The sequence below is a fragment of the Halomonas citrativorans genome (assembly GCF_014898005.1).
Lineage (GTDB): Bacteria > Pseudomonadota > Gammaproteobacteria > Pseudomonadales > Halomonadaceae > Vreelandella > Vreelandella citrativorans.
In genome coordinates, this window is the sequence record NZ_JABUYX010000029.1 from 16,893 (window position 1) to 32,520 (window position 15,628).

The following is a 15,628-nucleotide window of genomic DNA, read 5'->3' on the forward strand; positions in this document are numbered from 1 at the left end:
AATGCCGAGCTTTTGTCGGGTGCGTCATCAGTGAAGCCTACAGGATCGAAGCATCGTACCCCTTGGCGGACGCTACCAGACTGGACGCCCCCTTCATCACTTTCACAATTGAAGTCGGCTGGCGCGCAAACCTTGACAGACTCAGCGGATGAAAAAGCACAAAGCTGGCTTCCCCGATTAAACAACTCTGCTAAGTACTACATACACCCTTTAGTTGAAAAAGTGCGTTCCGTCATTAGTAAAGAAGGCGATGGCTCATAACATCGTTCTGTAAATGTTCTTACCTTCGGTATTTACAAGGCATGGCGAATTTTTTATGTGCTTTTTTGCATAATTTAGCTTTTTTAGTTGGTTTTATTCTATTAGGTGTTTTTAGTGCTTTTTTCCCTTTAACCATTCTTTGGGCTGTTTATAGCGTTTTTGCTCATATTGCTTCTTGGTTGTTCGCCGCCGGTGTTCGTCCTGTATGGCTAGAGATTGGCTGGGTGCCGCTATCCCAAAATACGTTGATTCATCTCGCTCTGGTGGTCGCCTGGGGGCTGCTGTGTCTTTTGGTTTGGAGTGGGGCGAAGCAAGCAATGAGACGCCGCAAACGGCAGTTGCGGCGTTTGGCCAAGGGGAGATTGGTGAAGGTATCGGCAGACCATCCTATCGCGCTCTATACACAACGTCTGTGCAAGCAACATCGTATCCGATGCCCACACCTCTGGGCCGCCGAGAATGCCTATGTGGTTGCTTTCGTCGTTGCGCCGCCAATAAGAAAACCTCACTTGGTACTGTCAGCGGGTGTTTTGCAGTTGCCGTCGGACATATTGCGCTGGGTGATCGCTCACGAAGTCGGCCATCTGGTGCATAGGGATGCCCGCCATGTGCTTGCTTGGCAGCGTTTCCTGGACAGCGTGCTTGCTTAGCAGCGCCTACGCTTGAAGGTCGTGAAGTGGATTGTTCGGCTATGTCGCTGGATACCGCTAGTGGGCCATCCTCTTTGCCGCTTGCTGGTTGGTTTTGAGCATCTATTCCAAACATTGGATAAAGCTGGCAGACAGCTTGGAGGTGCAGCTTACGAGATATTGGCACTGTGGGCGTCGCGGCGCAGTGAGTTTCGCGCTGACGCTTTTGCTGCGTCGCAGGAAGGTACAGAGCCAGGTATCGCGCTGTTCAGATCGTTGGCAGCGGCTACGATGTTTGAGCCCTCGCAGCGCCCCATCAGTCTTCACACACATCCGACGCACCGCGAGCGTGTGAAGGCGCTTAAACGCTTTAACTCAAAACCTCATAATATCAATTGAGCATTCATGCTTATGAGGAAAAGCAACTATATTTATAATTTCATAGCCTTATAATCTCAATTCATCATAATTCCAGCACCAATGATCGTGTTCTTCTCGTGCGCAAGACGAGGAAAATTCTTACCAAACAGCGCGTAAAGCATCGCCCAATCGGGCAGTGATACAACCGGGCACCGCAACGCGGTGCCCGGTTGATTTTGTTTCATACCCCTGATATTTTTTCCAGTATGACAAAGCGCGCCTATAAAAAACGGTTCTATCCTACTCCCGAGCAAGCTGAGTTGTTGGCGCAGTCGTTCGGGTGTGCCCGTTTTGTCTGGAATAATACCCTGGCCTATCGCACCGAAGCTTATCAGCAACGCGGCGAGTCGGTATCTCACGCCCACGCTGAAAAGCGTCTGCTAGAGGCTTGAAGGCGGAGTTTCCGTGGCTCAAGGATGTATCGAGTGTGATTCTGCAGCAAACCCTGCGCGATCAGAAAGCCGCCTTTAACAACTTCTTCAACTCCAAGCTCAAAGCGCGGTATCCACGTTTCAAGAAAAAGGATGGCCGCCAGTCGATCCGGCTGACCAAGGCGGCGTTTCGCAATCGTAATGGCTACATCACGATTGCCAAGATGAAGACACCGTTATCCATTCGGTGAAGTCAGCCACTGCCTTTACCATCACGCTTTCACGCGATCGTGCCGGGCGCTACTTCATCAGCTGCCTGTGTGACTTTGCGCCAGAAGCGCATCCGGTCACGCCCAAAACAGTGGGTATTGATCTCGGGTTGACTAACCTGTTCATCACCAGCGATGGCGTAAAATCCGGCAATCCGTGTCACCTGAAACGCTACGAAACGAAGCTGGCCTACTTGAAGTGCCGGTTGGCGAAGAAGCAGAAAGGTTCCAACAACCGCAACAAATACCGTCAGAAAGTGGCGCGGCTACATGCCAAGATCGCCGACTGCCGCCATGACGCCCTCAATAAAGCGACCCGCGCACTAATTAACGAAAACCAAGTCCTGTGCGTCGAGTCACTCAATATCGCTGGCATGATCAAGAATAATCGGCTCTCTAAAGCCATTAGCGATGCTGGGTGGGGCGCCAACTGGTGAAAGTGAGCCAGTGGTTTCCCAGCGGTAAGCTGTGTCATGGCTGCGGCCACAAGGTTGAGAAACTACCGCTGTCGCAACGTCACTGGCACTGCCTGGGGGGGTGGCCACCCCATTGACCGCGACATCAACGCAGCCAGGAATATACGAACCACCGTGGTGGCGGGGTTAGCCTGTGGAGCGGGGGCAGCGGCTTAGCAGCTGTCTAGTGAAGGCGTGTGGAAGCAGGAAGGTTCTGAGGGTGACCTTGGAGCCCCGCCCAAAGCGCGAAGCGCGGCGGGCGGGCGGGGAGTGTCGGATGCCAGGCTCATGCTTTTATGCTATAAAGATCATGTGACACGGCAGCTTGGCCAAGAGCTACCACTTTTGTCATGGCAGGAAATGCCGACTCGCAAGAGTCACGTCGCTTGTTCAGTGGCACTGCCCCGTCACCTGGACACCCGACATCAAAGCCCCGCTTCGGCGGGGCTTTGACTCTAAAGATCTGTTTGGGAGGCCGTCAGGTATGGTAAACAATCCTACAGCTCTGCTCGTTGGTCATGATGCAGTCAACCTTTCTATGATTGAGCTTGCCTGCAGTGACCAAACCTTCCCGCCCTCGGTGCCAGAACGCTTACGATGCGACGGAAGCACTTAATTTTGTTCAAAATATCAGAAACCCACTGACAAACCTTATTATCATCGACTTGGACACGGTGGGTGATTCAGGGATGATGCTATTAGAAGCGCTGAAGAACGGTGCTGATTATGGCCAAAGAAAGCACAGAACTAACGGTGAAGGAGGCTTATCACTTGGGCTGTGGTGGTTTTTTTCGCCAAACCAGAAAACAATGATGGGTGGCGCCGTGTAATAAAAATAACCACGGAATACTGGTTCACGCATTGCCAAGGGCCGAAAGATCGTGATTAGGGTGCTGATTTTGAGCTATCTGCATAAAAGCCCACCAGCGCGTATTTTTCAAGGCTGATTATGTGTGCTCAACTTCATTGGCTTCACGGAAATCACCGGATGGAATTGCGCATTATCTCATTTAAGCGCTGGCTTCATGCTCGCATGTCCCATGTCAAAGCCCCTGGTATCCATCATAATCGACGGCTTCCCACACTCGGCCACACTCATCAACGGCAAGGGAGCCTAGCTTGACATCAAGAGGGTTACGAAGTGTCTCCCTCCAGCCGACGACTTGGTTGTCGCACACCAGCACAATGCCTCTTGTAATGTTCGGATAGCCTGCCCGATATACTGCTGCGGCATAAATCACCTGGTTCATAAACCTCCCTGTCAGCATGTTATTCTTGCTACTCCCTATAGCATTGGCATATATACTAGCGATAGCAAGCTGATCGGTCACCTCCCATGCGTGTTGAGCTAGTGTATATACACTAACTCCCCATACCTCCAAAGCCCCCTTCCTTAAAACGTAATGACTCATAACCTCATTTTTTTATTTGAGTTTATAACCATTTGATAAAATACCCATTTCTTCATAAGCTCAGATAAGGTTCTTATACGATGGTGGAGATACAATGCACGTTATTGCGGTTCTAAATCAGAAAGGCGGTTCGGGTAAGACGACGATTGCAACACACCTGGCCACGGCGCTGATGCTGGCAGGACATGATGTACTGTTGGTCGATTCAGACCCCCAAGGCAGTGCTCGTGATTGGGCAGCGGTTCGTGAGGATCAGCCGGTGCCGGTGGTCGGCATTGACCGTCCAACGATAGGGCGTGATCTGAAAAACCTGGCCCGCAAAGAATTTGTGGTGATTGATGGTGCACCACAGGCAGCCGATCTGGCAGCGTCCGCCATTAAGGCAGCGGATTTTGTGCTGATTCCGGCACAACCAAGCCCGTACGATATTTGGGCGACGGCTGATCTTGTCGAGTTGGTGAAGCAGCGTATTGAGATCACTGACGGCAAGATGCAAGCGGCGTTTGTTGTCTCCAGGGCGATCAAGGGGACGCGGATAGGCTCGGAAGTCACCAATGCACTTAACGAATATGAGTTGCCGGTACTTGAGAGTCGGGTTACTCAGCGGGTTATCTATCCCACGACTGCCGCAACAGGTACAACGGTCTTTGACCAAGACCCTGACGGCCCTGCATCTACTGAAATCAACGCATTGATGAACGAGCTGAAGGAAAAGCTCATTTGAGGTTTTCTATTTTTAATCTATTGAGCTTTTACGTTAATGCGGAAATAATGATTTGAAGTTATGATTTTTTGAGGTTTTTGAGATGACCAAAAGTGTACTTAGTGCTGGACGCCCAAGCGCGAAAGCAGACAAGCGAAAAGAAGCGACGTTAGCGAGCCTGGCAGACAGACCGGCCAAAAAGCGGGTCAACATTGATTTGACGTATGAAGAACACCAGCGGTTGAAGATATACGCGGCTCAGAATGGTATGACCATCAAGGATATTCTGCGTGAACAAATTGATAAGTTGATCGACGGCGATCAGGCGTGAAAGTGCTTTTACTCATTGCATCAAAACCTCATTTAAAGAAAAGCCCATCGAGTATTTTGAGGTTGACTGTCCAGGAGAGGGCGGATGTCTGACAGGTTCTTACGTCTTGATCGGCTTAAAGAGCAGCTAGATCAGCATCAACCACTGCCTCATGCTGTTGTCCACAACCTACATGAATCGCTGGTTTTGCAATGGACTTACCATAGCAACGCCATCGAAGGGAATACGCTCACGCTCAAGGAAACCAAGGTTGCCCTTGAAGGCATCACAGTAGGTGGAAAAACCTTGCGTGAGCATTTTGAGGTCATTAACCACCGAGAAGCGATTTGGATGGTTGAAGACTGGGTTAAGCAGCGTGAGCCTCTATCCGAATGGTTGATCAAGTCGCTGCACCAGCTGGTACTCAAAAACGTCGACGATCAGAACGCCGGCGTGTATCGCCAGGTTAATGTCATGGTAACAGGTGCTGAGCACCGGCCGCCTGAAGCCTACAAGGTTCCCCAGGCGATGAGCGATTTTCTTCATTGGTATCATCAAGAGGCTGGCGCTTTGCACCCCATTGAACGAGCCGTTCCGTGTGCATGGTGAGTTCGTCAAGGTTCACCCTTTTATTGATGGGAATGGGCGGACATCGCGGCTTTTGATGAATTTCGAGCTGATGAAAGCCGGGTTCCCTGCCGCCCTGATCGAGGTAGAGCAGCGGTTGGCTTACTACGAAGCGTTGGACACTGCGCATTGCGCCGGCAACTACGATCTTTTCGTTGACTTGCTTTGTAACAGCGTGGAAAACAGCTTCGAGCCTTACTGTTGGGCACTGGGCATTGATAGGCTACCGGAGAGTAAATGAGGCTTTGATGATAGTATCAAACAAGGTTTTGAGTTTGTCCGCTCTTGGTGCTTTGATTATTTCATCATTGCCTGTCCAGACTGACGTTGCCATCGCAATCTGGAACATTAAGCACTTGGGCTGAAATAACGACAGGGACTTCGCGATTTTGGGTGAGGTAGGCAGCAGTTTTAATTTACTTGCTGTGCAAGAGGTCATGAGCGAAGAAGGCGCTGAAAATTTGCATCTATCGTTGAAGCAGGCATCAGGTGAATCTTGGGTACATGTGATGAGTCATCTGATCGGGCGGAGTAGCTATAAAGAAGCGTATACGTTCTTTTGGCGAGAATCAGAGGTGTCTGTATCGGGTGGGGATGCTGTTTTTTTCGACGGTGCGGATGTTTTTGCACGAGAGCTGTATTAAGCGCTGTTTACCGACCGAGATACTAGCGAAACATTCGCCATTGCCAACGTGCATATTCTGTACGTGGATAGTGTGCGTGACCGATTGCCTGAGATTAAGGGGTTGGCTGATTACTGGCAGTGGTTAGGTGAAGAAGCCTATCCTGGTGTGCCTCGCATACTGACAGGAGACTTCAATCTCGACAGCGAGCACTTTGTTTTTGACACGCTTGAACTTTTGGGTGTTGAAGCGGCATACGAGGATGGCAGAGGTACAGAGGTACAGAGGTACAGAGGTACAGAGGTACAGAGGTACAGAGGTACAACGATTAGCACGACAGAGGGCCGGTATCCCAATCATTACGATTACATATTCTTGTAGGAAGGCACGTCTTTGTCAGTAATCGGCCAAGGCATTCTGCGATTTCCTGAGCGCTGGGGGATCAATCACGGATTTGCCCGCGATGTGATTTCTGATCATGTGCCTGTATGGATTGCTTTGAAAGGCGCGTCTTTGCGCTTACTTGATAACGCTACAGTGGTGGCATCTTCCGAAACAAATGCCTGTATTGATATCAATTCAGCGCCAGCGGATGAATTAAACGATTTGCCCCATGTCGGCGAGAGCAGGGCAGCAGCGATTGTCGAAGGTTGGCCTTGGGCATCGCTTGACGCGCTTGCTGCTGTTAGTGGTTTGAGTGATAGCCGCGTAGAGGACATTGCTTCTTCAGGGTTGGGCTGCAATCACTAAAAGATATATGGAAAGGGAAAAAGGATAAAAGGAAAGAAGGAGGCTCAAAAATATCTATTTCTGACAGTTGGTTAGTGATCAAAGCTGTCCACTCTGTACATAGAAACCTGTTCACTCCATACATAGAAACCTGTTCGAGTTGTACATAGAAACCTGTCCACTCCGTACATAGAAAGCGGTGTCTGGTCTTACTGCCCTGAGTAACCTGTACAGAACGTACATAGAAACCTGTTCACTGCGTACATAGAAACGTGTACAGAGCGTACATACAAAGCCCTGAAATACCTCAAACCCGTCCAGAACGTACATAGGACGGCAGCTTTTTTCACTGAGTTACCCCCAAAATCTGTGGATAACTCAGAAGATTTACAGGTCGTACATAGAAACATGTACAGATCGTACATAGAACCCGATGGTTTGCTCTGGAGACTCCAATCAGAAAGAAGCTATGTCCCCGCGAGACGCTTCACGCTGTAGAATGTGTACAGAGCGTACATAGAATATACAGGTGTTCTCACGTTAAAAACTTGTACAGAGCGTACTTAGAAGCAGGGTGCGACAAAAAAGTGCTGAATGTGTACAGAGCGTACATAGAAGGAGCAGCTTCGCTTCGCTACACTCAGTTCCATAAAGCCGTACTCACCGAATCAGAGAATGGACATGGCACAGCATCCTCGCACGGACTGGGAGAAGGTCACTAGCGACCTGCGCAAATCAAAAACAAGTAAAGCCGATCAATCGGACGCACCGCCGACGAACCTGTCGCTCGATCTTGATTCGATCATGCCGGAAAGTGGGCAGGCTGAAGACGTTGCCAATGTACCGACACTCAAACTGGCCGAGCCGGATGTTCTGCCTGACGCAGCACTGACGCCTGAAGGGCAGTCCCTTCGTGATTTCCAGTCGACGCTGACAAACACGCCGGAAGAACGCGCCAATGTGTCCAACCTGATGCAGTTTTGGGAGCGAATACCCCGTTACAACTGCAGCGATATCCAGGGGATCAATAACAGCCCTGACGCGAAGGAAATGGGGATCGTCAACTATTCGTTTGAAGACAGCGGCGAGCATTACACCCTTGAGATGACACCGGCACAAATCCGGACAGAAGCCAACGGCGTTCAGCAGACCATCTTTTGCTACCCCGATAATACCGATGAGCTTGTGGAGCTGGCGCTGGTCAAGCTAGCAATGGATAACGGCGATATCCTTCAACCGGCGGACATATCCCATAAACCGGCGAAAGGCCATGCCGCATTGCCGAGTTATGGGGTGTATTTCACGATTAACCAACTAATCCAACAGCTCAAGCATTGGGGGAGGGGGCGTAGCTACCCAGCCCTGATGCGCTCTTTGGAAGTATTGAACAAGTGCAATCTGTCTGTTCGGTCGACCTCAAAAGGGGGGATCAATGCGCGAGGGGCGATTCTTCCTGAGCTTGTGTCATTTGAGCAGAATGGGTTTGATGCCCATGATCGAAACGGTTTCTGGACGGCAAGGTTTCACCCAATTATCAGCCTGGGCATTCATGCGGGCCTGTATCAGCAGTACAACGTGTTTCGTGTTGCTCAAGTTAAAACGCACGTCGGTCATGCCATCATCAAGTTGTTGTTGCTCAATGGCCGTAATATTTCTGAGCAGACACCTTACTCGCTCAAATTGTCGTCTTTACAGGAGACGACAGGGCTTCTGAATTACAAGAGCCCGTATCATGCGCGCCGTAAGTTCCGTGAGCATATACAAAGGATCGAGGCAGAAGGGCTGCTTTCACACGTTGAGTTTGTCGAGAAGAAGCGAGGCAAGCGCGTCATTGATGTGGAAGCGCGTATGTTTGCGTCAGCGTCTCTAGTCCGAGAGATGAAGGCGTCACACAAGCGCTCGAACATTATCGGCGAGCGTCGTTACGTTCGAGCCGCCATCCAGAAAACGAAGGTCTAAGGAGTAGCCGTGATGCAAGATGAGCCGAACCTGGTCGATAGCCCGCTCAACGAAAGATTGGAAGTGGAAGGCCATACATTCACGGTGGGCATCTATCGTTTGGAAACAGAGATAGCCAGCCTGGACGCTGGAAATAGTTAATGAGGCACCGCTCTCTTGATGTCGGACTCCTTGAACACTTCTCGCTGATCGAGAAACTCAAGACGAGCTACCCAGTGAAAAAAACTGTGTGACGTGTCTGGCGTGCATCGCAGTAGCTTTAAATACTGGGTACAACGTTCAAAAAGGCCTGCGTGTGCCACGAAGGCCAAGGAAATAGCCAAGGTCAGAGAGCTCTTTCGCGAGAGTGAAGGCTCTGCAGGTGCTCGCAGCATTGCAGAGATGGCGACAAGGCAGGATGTGCCGTTAAGTCGCTATCGCGCTGGCCGCTTGATGGAAAAGCTTGGCCTGGTTAGCTGCCAAGTGCCTGGGCACACCTACAAGCAAACAGGTGATGAACATGTTGACGTACCGAACCACTTAGAGCGTCAGTTTAACGTTGTGGCGCCCAATCGCGTTTGGTGTGGCGATGTCATGTATCTCTGGGTCGGCAATCGCTGGGCTTATCTAGCCGTTGTCATTGACTTATTTACTAGAAAACCGATTGGCTGGGCGATGTCGTTGTCGCCGGATAGCGAGCTCACTAGCAGTGCATTAAAAATGGCCTATGAAAGTCGAGGGCGACCCAAAGGCATTATGTTCCAAGCGACCAGGGCAGCCATTATACGAGCCGCAGGTTCCGTCAGGCGCTCTGGAAATGCCAGATAAAACAGAGCCTGAGTCGGCGTGGAAATTGCTGGGACACTCAGTCTACTATACTTGTGAACATCGTATCGGTGATTTTCAACCCAGTTGTCCAAATGGCTGCCTCTAAGCAGTCTGTTTATTACGCTCAACTTCCTGCAGCTTGCTAGGGTTGAGCGATACTGAACCAGGTGCCTCCCAGTTTCGGGTGTTGCCCGACCAGCGCTCTGGATGCCGGCACTTAGCGCTTTCATAAACTGCTTTGCGGTACTCAAGGCATTTTCGTTTGGCACCTCGCCGCCGTTCGGGTCTTCTTGTTGGCCAGCGCCTTCGAGACAAGCCGCTTTCCACTGCTAGATTTGCTCGGGATAAAGGCCTTTTTCGCGGCAGTAAGCACCAAACTCTGTTTCTGACAGGGTGGCGGTTTCGATGACCACGGCTAGCTTGGCGTCGGGCGACCATTCGCTGTCGCCTTGGGTGTAACCCGGCACAGGCACTCCTTTTACTCGACACTGTTTATACAGCGTCGCGTCAGAGATGCCTTCCTCTGTCGCTACCGATGCCGCCCTGTGATTATGGGGTGGTAACAACTTCTTCAGGACGGCTGATTTACGCTCTGCAGAATAACGTGGCACAAGGACTCCATGCCGCTCCTTCTGGATTAGATTTAGGCGATATCGCCAACCGGACAACTGGTATGGATTGACCTATCAAGTGTTCGGTTCTCTCTAATTCATTCAGTTGTCATCAATGCCTATGGGTCAGGAAGCAAAGGGCTATCAGCGACGGTGGATCTTTCTGGTATTCGTGGGTTGGGTACCGACCTGTCATCACTTCGTCGCGGAGCCACCCTGGTCTAGGCGTGAGGGTCACCCCACTCCGGAAGGTAGGGGTCTCATAGTTGCTCTGAGTTCTCCCACCGGCCCGACGCTCCCTGATACATAGGCACTGGAGCACACTTGTCATACAGTTGCCCGGCTTCCATGTGGCTTGCTCATCGCTTCGCAAACAATCGCCCACAAGAAGCCAACCAGCTCTCATGCTACTGCCGTGACGACCTGTTGCTTCACCTTGCCTGTAGTCGGCGGTAACGACCGCACAGGCGTTTCTGGGCCTCCCAAGCGATGGCTTGAACCGCTGGCGAGGTTATCTCCGCCCGCCGCTGAATCGTTCGCGTCTTACGTGCTGGGAAGCGATAGCTCTAAGCAGCCTCTACCAGCACGCGTCTTACATGCCCGTTGCCGGTCTTGGTGATGGTCGACTGCCTGCTCGCTGGGCATGAGACCAAAATAGGCCATCAACTGACGAGGCGAGTCGAAACGACTGATATCACCGAGTTCGGCGAGGACTGTCATTGCCGTGATCAGGCTTACGCCGCGCATCGCCATCAGCGCCTTCACCACAAGAGCCAGAGACCAGTTTGTTAGCTTCCTCCATTTGCTTCTCAAGACTGGCTACACGGCGCTGAGCGTCCTTCACGGTATCGATGTACTCGGCAAACACGATTTGCTGAATGTGCGTATTAAAACGGATCGTCTCTAACCAACGAAAATGAGCAGGCCCCATTTGCCCTTGCCGCCGTAGATCTTGCCATGCCGTAGCAAAAAAGCGCCTAAGCGTTGTCGAGCCTTGAGTTCGATGGCCTTTATGTCTTCACGAGCCCGCGTTAGGTCTCGAATCACCTCTTGCTCATGGGGGGACCCATACTGGGGTAAGTTCGCCAGAGCGAGACAGGCGTGCCAACATTTTCGCATCGCGCCGGTCTGTCTTGACGCGATCTCCTGCTCGCTGGGGGATCAAAGATGGGGGACGACCTCAGCGTCATGGCCACTGTCTCGTATTTGGCGATAGATACCATAGCCACAAGGGTCGGCCTCGTAACTGAACAGTAATGGCTGCTCCTCGAAGCGTTGGCTCAACTGACAGAGCAACTTATCTATGGACTTGGGCTTGTTGGAAATCTCACCGCGGAACTCTGGATCCTGACGGCCTGGTTCGGCGATGGCTACAGATATACTCTCCTGGTATACATCTAGACCAGTGTAGGCGGCATGGATGTTGCTGGCGGTGTTGAGCCGGTCAGCAGTGGCGGACTGAACAATGGAAGGCTGAGTTAGACTAGACTGTTTCATGACCTGCCTCTCTCAATAGTTAGTGGCTCTATGGTGTTGCCTCATAATCAACGCAACCCACGACGTTGATGAGGGTAGGTTAATTCATAATGTCTAGGCTGACAGAGGGAGTATTATTTTTATAAACATATTTGAGAATGAGTCGTATTTGATCTATTGTTAGTATTAACATTTAGGTGATAAGCGCTCTCAGCAAGAATCGCTCGCAAGATGAGGAGCAAGATCGGGGCCCGAATCTCAGTCAAATAGTTGCAATGAACCAGGGGATAAGATGGAACATTTGAACCGCGAGGACGCTCTTGCCATTGTAGGAATAGATGGGCGGTTTCCTGGATGTGAGAATCTGGACCAACTGTGGGAGCTGATCATTTCCGGAAAATCGGCAACAGTGGATTATTCACGGGACGCCTTGCTTGAGGCTGGAGAAAACCCGCAACTGATAGATGATAAGAACTACGTTGCCAAAGGCATGCCGTTCGCAGATATTGACGCCTTCGATTATAAATTTTTCGGCTTCAATGAAAGGCAGGCCCGGTATATGGACCCCCAGAACCGATTGATGCTGGAGTCATCCTGGCGTGCATTTGAACATGCCGGTTATGCGCCGCGGCAGATTGCCGATCGGTGCTCGGTGGGTGTGTTTGCAGGGAAAAATCCGCCTCACTATTATCATGAGAACGTGATCCCACATATTATGCAAGATACGCAGTCCACCACGCTGTCACAACAGTTGGAGGTAGAAACTGCCAACGGATGCGACTTCGTAGGTAATTGGCTGGCATACAAAATCGGCTTTACCGGGCCTGCGCTTAATATACAAACAGCATGTTCTACGGGCTTGTCTGCCGTTGCCGTCGCATGCCAGAACCTGCTGACGCATTATTGTGATATGGCGCTGGTCAGCGTAAGTGGCCTGATCCTGAACCAGGGGCGCGGATATCTATATCAGGAAAATAATATTCTGTCCTCTGACGGATACTGCAGGCCGCTGGATGCAGACGCCAGTGGAACCCTTGATGGCAGCGGTGTCGTTTCGCTGGTTTTGAAGCGTTATGAAGATGCTATTGAAGCCGGCGATCAGATTCATGCTGTGATTGCTGGAGTGGGTATCAACAACGATGGTCTGAGCAAACAGGATTTCATGGCGCCCGGAGTCGAAGGGCAAGCTAGGGCAATTCGTATGGCGCTGGCTCAGGCGGAGCTCAAGCCTGACGATATCGACTATCTGGAATTGCATGGCACGGGCACCCGGTTGGGTGATCCCGTCGAATTATCTGCCCTTAAACTGGCCTGGGGAGAGGTGCGTGATCGAAAACATCCTTGCCGGCTTGGATCAGTTAAAGCAAATATCGGTCATTTGAATGCGTGCGCAGGGCTGGCTGGTTTGGTCAAGGTTATATTGGCAATTCGCCATCATACCATTCCTCCCATGGCCAATTTCCGTTCGCTCAATCCATACATAGAGCTGGACAATCGCGCATTCGAAATCAATACAGCACAACTGCCCTGGCCTCGGGAAGGGAACTCCCCTCATCGTGCAGGTATCAGTTCATTCGGGTTCGGCGGTACGAATGTACATTTAGTGGTCGAGGAACATCTTTCAGCCGCTGCATCAATGCCGCAGCAAAAGCAGGGCATAGACCCAGAGATTTTGTTCGCGTCGGCTGCTTCACCGGAACAGATAAAACCATTGATAGAGAGTTGGTTGCCTTATCGGCAGGCGCATGGCGATGCAAACATATCGTTGACTTCTCTAATCACCCGGGAGCATTTGCGATATCGAACGGCCTTGGTCCTCAGAGCTGGTGAGACGCCAGATTTGAATGCACTGACAGTAAGCAGATCAGCGGATGAAACCCGAGTAGGCTGGGTTTTTGGTGGGCAGGGCGAGATGCTGTCTCCGGAGATGGGTCGGCAATTGTATCGGCGTTATGCACCGTTTCGTGACGCTGTCGACGAATGCCGGATGTTGCTTGGTGATGAACAGGCCTGTTTGATATGGCCGTTGCATGACAACGATTGGTCTTTGCATCGTCCGGCCGTTTTGCAGCCAGCCTTGTTTATTTATCAATATGCATTGGCACAACTTTGGCGTGCCGTGGGGCTGATGCCAGAGTGTGTGCTCGGTCACAGTATTGGTGAGATCGCGGCCGTGTGTGTGGCTGGTGGTTTGACGCTGGATAGCGCACTGCAACTGGTTCGCTTGCGGGGTCTAGCATTCGAGTCAATAGACGGTGAACAGGGAAGTATGCTTGTTGTGTTCAGCGAACTCGACAGTATGCCTTCGCTGGAGCAAGGGCTAGTAGTTGCTGCCCACAATGCGACGGATGTGCAGGTTGTGGCGGGTGCACAGGCTGCGCTGGACGCGTTCATGCAGCGTTGCCAGGAGGCGGGTGTAGGCACGTATCCGTTGAATGTGACACATGCCTTTCATTCACCCATGGTTCGGAAGGCAGCTGATTACCTTGTACAGCGTGCGCCCCGTTTACGTGGCGAGAAATTGACCATACCTGTATATAGCACATTAAGCGGCCAGCGTCTGGAGGATGCGACCGATATTGCATACTGGGCCAGGCATTTGCTTTCGCCAACCTTGTTCTCAGAGGCTCTTGCCGCGGCGACAGCAGCTCACCATCTGACAATGGCAATTGAAATTTCCCCGCACTCGCTGGTGAGTGGGTTGGTTCGTAAGTCGCAGTTGCTGGCGATTCCATCGTGCAGCCAGGCTCGCTCCGAACACTTGGACTTCCTGGAGGCGCTCGCAAGTGCATATGGTAATGGATTGGTGCCCGAGGCTACAGCGTTGTTTCCCGAGTCTGTCAGCAAGGTGGTATTGCCGGGCTATCCGTTTCGCAAACATTCTTTATGGATCAATCGTCCCAGCAATGCCAAACAGACGCAGGGCGAGAACAGGGCGCCTGGAGCAATTGGACCAACGCCCGAACGCGCTGGAGGGGCCGTCACTGCGGCAACAGGACTGTCGCAGGCAGCACCGAATGGTCTTGACGAGCAAGAAGAGGTGCTAGAGTTGAACGAAGATGATTCGGCTCAACTGCTGGCATTGTTCGTTTCGTATTGGGAAACGTATCTTGGGTTGCCCAGCGCAGTTCCGGATGATGATTTTTTTTCTTACGGCGGCACATCACTGACCGCGATCCAGATCCAGGAAGCAGTTAAACGCGATCTGGGTGTTTCAATCAGCATGTCTGAATTCATGGGGTCCAGAACTCCTCGCAAATTAAATGAAATTGTATGTGAACGGCTGATGGGCGAGACGACTGATGAGTAAGCGAGGCATTGCAGGTAACAAAGATCTTCTGTCACGGATACAGAAATCCCAAAAGAAAAGCCACGAAAGCCGGCAAGTTGCACCTGATGCGCTTATGACGCCCGTGTCTTCCGCTCGCTACGAGCCCTTCCCGATGACGGATATGCAGCAGGCATACTGGATAGGGCGACAGGAAGCGCTTGCTGATGCAGCCATGCATATCTACTTGGAGTACCGTGTCGAGCAGTTGGATCCCGTTCGATTCCGCCAAGCCTGGGACACGTTGCTCCAACGCCATGACATGCTTCGTGTGATTGCCTTGCCTGACGGGATGCAGCAAGTTCTCGAGTCGGTGCCTGCCTACGACATTGCCTGCGTCAATGTCTCAGATATGCCGACACATCGGCGGGAATCCGAGCTGGAGTCCATGCGTCACGAGCTGTCTCACCGGCGCGCCGACATTGCAACATGGCCGCAATTTGAAATTCGTATGGTGCTGGATCAGGGGGGAGGGCATGTTGCGTTCAGCCTGGATAGCTGGTGCATAGATGGCCGCAGTCTGGATATATTGTTGACTGAGCTCGATCAGCTTTACCACGTTCCTGAGACTGAACTGGCGCCGCTGGAGCTGACGTTTCGCGATTATGTATTGTGGTCGCGACAGCAGGAACAGGGAG

At 51.5% G+C, this 15,628-nt stretch carries 19 protein-coding genes and 2 pseudogenes; 18 read left to right on the forward strand and 3 right to left on the reverse strand.

Translation table 11 applies throughout. The features are described 5' to 3' along the window. The first annotated feature begins 302 nt into the window (after positions 1–302). From INT20_RS16325 to INT20_RS16340, 7 genes are all read left to right on the forward strand, one after another. A complete protein-coding gene (locus tag INT20_RS16325; RefSeq protein ID WP_192536172.1) occupies positions 303–911 on the forward strand; it encodes a M48 family metalloprotease in 609 nt (202 codons plus the stop codon). A 60-nt stretch (positions 912–971) separates the two neighbouring features. Beyond that, on the forward strand, positions 972–1,289 hold the full coding sequence (locus INT20_RS18415) for a M48 family metalloprotease (protein WP_193057317.1): 318 nt from the start codon (positions 972–974) through the stop codon (positions 1,287–1,289). Between the two features lie 227 nt (positions 1,290–1,516). After that, on the forward strand, positions 1,517–1,702 hold the full coding sequence (locus INT20_RS18320) for a helix-turn-helix domain-containing protein (protein WP_319643865.1): 186 nt from the start codon (positions 1,517–1,519) through the stop codon (positions 1,700–1,702). Positions 1,703–1,737: 35 nt separating this feature from the next. Next, positions 1,738–1,932 (forward strand): hypothetical protein, encoded by a 195-nt coding sequence (locus INT20_RS18325; protein WP_318781683.1) that lies wholly within the window; start codon positions 1,738–1,740, stop codon positions 1,930–1,932. Continuing rightward, positions 1,929–2,387, forward strand: coding sequence for an RNA-guided endonuclease InsQ/TnpB family protein (locus INT20_RS18330; protein ID WP_318781684.1), 459 nt, complete (start codon positions 1,929–1,931; stop codon positions 2,385–2,387). The genes INT20_RS18325 and INT20_RS18330 overlap by 4 nt, the downstream gene beginning before the upstream one ends. Before the next feature lie 2 nt (positions 2,388–2,389). Then, the gene (locus INT20_RS18335) at positions 2,390–2,503 is read left to right on the forward strand and encodes a hypothetical protein (protein WP_318781689.1); all 114 of its coding nucleotides are present in this window, start codon (positions 2,390–2,392) and stop codon (positions 2,501–2,503) included. Between the two features lie 459 nt (positions 2,504–2,962). Then, positions 2,963–3,235: a hypothetical protein gene (locus INT20_RS16340; protein WP_192536174.1), complete on the forward strand. Its 273-nt coding sequence runs from the start codon at positions 2,963–2,965 to the stop codon at positions 3,233–3,235. Positions 3,236–3,448: 213 nt separating this feature from the next. Here INT20_RS16340 and INT20_RS16345 read toward each other — a convergent pair whose 3' ends face one another. Beyond that, positions 3,449–3,655 carry an antirestriction protein ArdR gene (locus INT20_RS16345; RefSeq protein ID WP_192536175.1) on the reverse strand — a complete coding sequence of 69 codons (207 nt, stop codon included), beginning with the start codon at positions 3,653–3,655 and terminating at the stop codon, positions 3,449–3,451. Between the two features lie 256 nt (positions 3,656–3,911). Here INT20_RS16345 and parA point away from each other — a divergent pair, with 256 nt between their 5' ends. From parA to INT20_RS16380, 9 genes and pseudogenes are all read left to right on the forward strand, one after another. Then, positions 3,912–4,541, forward strand: a complete 630-nt coding sequence (gene parA / locus INT20_RS16350; RefSeq protein WP_192536176.1) for a ParA family partition ATPase — start codon at positions 3,912–3,914, stop codon at positions 4,539–4,541. An 82-nt stretch (positions 4,542–4,623) separates the two neighbouring features. Beyond that, positions 4,624–4,851, forward strand: a complete 228-nt coding sequence (locus INT20_RS16355) for a plasmid partition protein ParG (RefSeq protein ID WP_192536177.1) — start codon at positions 4,624–4,626, stop codon at positions 4,849–4,851. An 84-nt stretch (positions 4,852–4,935) separates the two neighbouring features. Beyond that, complete coding sequence (locus tag INT20_RS18260) at positions 4,936–5,439, forward strand: Fic family protein (protein ID WP_263974037.1); 504 nt, start codon at positions 4,936–4,938, stop codon at positions 5,437–5,439. Continuing rightward, entirely contained in the window at positions 5,429–5,698 is a 270-nt protein-coding gene (locus INT20_RS18265) for a Fic family protein (protein ID WP_318781686.1), read from the forward strand. The genes INT20_RS18260 and INT20_RS18265 overlap by 11 nt, the downstream gene beginning before the upstream one ends. Before the next feature lie 196 nt (positions 5,699–5,894). Further along, the gene (locus tag INT20_RS16365; protein WP_193057318.1) at positions 5,895–6,101 is read left to right on the forward strand and encodes a hypothetical protein; all 207 of its coding nucleotides are present in this window, start codon (positions 5,895–5,897) and stop codon (positions 6,099–6,101) included. Positions 6,102–6,473: 372 nt separating this feature from the next. Continuing rightward, positions 6,474–6,830, forward strand: a complete 357-nt coding sequence (locus INT20_RS16370) for a ComEA family DNA-binding protein (RefSeq protein ID WP_192536179.1) — start codon at positions 6,474–6,476, stop codon at positions 6,828–6,830. Positions 6,831–7,490: 660 nt separating this feature from the next. Then, complete coding sequence (locus INT20_RS16375) at positions 7,491–8,768, forward strand: hypothetical protein (protein ID WP_192536180.1); 1,278 nt, start codon at positions 7,491–7,493, stop codon at positions 8,766–8,768. A 12-nt stretch (positions 8,769–8,780) separates the two neighbouring features. Then, the gene (locus INT20_RS18270) at positions 8,781–8,909 is read left to right on the forward strand and encodes a hypothetical protein (protein WP_263974040.1); all 129 of its coding nucleotides are present in this window, start codon (positions 8,781–8,783) and stop codon (positions 8,907–8,909) included. Positions 8,910–8,914: 5 nt separating this feature from the next. Beyond that, positions 8,915–9,610, forward strand: a pseudogene (locus INT20_RS16380) (IS3 family transposase); the annotation flags it as partial. 294 nt (positions 9,611–9,904) lie between these two features. On the opposite strand, the gene INT20_RS16385 reads toward INT20_RS16380, so the two are convergent. Together INT20_RS16385 and INT20_RS16390 are read right to left on the reverse strand one after the other, a co-directional pair. Beyond that, positions 9,905–10,186, reverse strand: a complete 282-nt coding sequence (locus INT20_RS16385; protein WP_192536182.1) for a hypothetical protein — start codon at positions 10,184–10,186, stop codon at positions 9,905–9,907. Between the two features lie 402 nt (positions 10,187–10,588). Further along, positions 10,589–11,608 (reverse strand): annotated as a pseudogene (locus INT20_RS16390) (IS110 family RNA-guided transposase). 346 nt (positions 11,609–11,954) lie between these two features. Here INT20_RS16390 and INT20_RS16395 point away from each other — a divergent pair. Together INT20_RS16395 and INT20_RS16400 are read left to right on the forward strand one after the other, a co-directional pair. Continuing rightward, positions 11,955–14,972, forward strand: a complete 3,018-nt coding sequence (locus tag INT20_RS16395; RefSeq protein ID WP_193057319.1) for a type I polyketide synthase — start codon at positions 11,955–11,957, stop codon at positions 14,970–14,972. A gap of 94 nt (positions 14,973–15,066) precedes the next feature. Beyond that, the coding region (locus tag INT20_RS16400) for a condensation domain-containing protein (RefSeq protein WP_226912225.1) at positions 15,067–15,628 on the forward strand (562 nt) is incomplete at its 3' end.

Bases quoted from the DNA above. Each gene is read 5' to 3' on its own strand.
- INT20_RS16325 (WP_192536172.1), top strand. From the start codon at position 303: ATGGCGAATTTTTTATGTGCTTTTTTGCATAATTTAGCTTTTTTAGTT.
- INT20_RS18320 (WP_319643865.1), top strand. From the start codon at position 1,517: ATGACAAAGCGCGCCTATAAAAAACGGTTCTATCCTACTCCCGAGCAA.
- INT20_RS16345 (WP_192536175.1), bottom strand. From the start codon at position 3,655: ATGAACCAGGTGATTTATGCCGCAGCAGTATATCGGGCAGGCTATCCG.
- parA (WP_192536176.1), top strand. From the start codon at position 3,912: ATGCACGTTATTGCGGTTCTAAATCAGAAAGGCGGTTCGGGTAAGACG.
- INT20_RS16355 (WP_192536177.1), top strand. From the start codon at position 4,624: ATGACCAAAAGTGTACTTAGTGCTGGACGCCCAAGCGCGAAAGCAGAC.
- INT20_RS18260 (WP_263974037.1), top strand. From the start codon at position 4,936: ATGTCTGACAGGTTCTTACGTCTTGATCGGCTTAAAGAGCAGCTAGAT.
- INT20_RS16365 (WP_193057318.1), top strand. From the start codon at position 5,895: ATGAGCGAAGAAGGCGCTGAAAATTTGCATCTATCGTTGAAGCAGGCA.
- INT20_RS16375 (WP_192536180.1), top strand. From the start codon at position 7,491: ATGGCACAGCATCCTCGCACGGACTGGGAGAAGGTCACTAGCGACCTG.
- INT20_RS18270 (WP_263974040.1), top strand. From the start codon at position 8,781: ATGCAAGATGAGCCGAACCTGGTCGATAGCCCGCTCAACGAAAGATTG.
- INT20_RS16395 (WP_193057319.1), top strand. From the start codon at position 11,955: ATGGAACATTTGAACCGCGAGGACGCTCTTGCCATTGTAGGAATAGAT.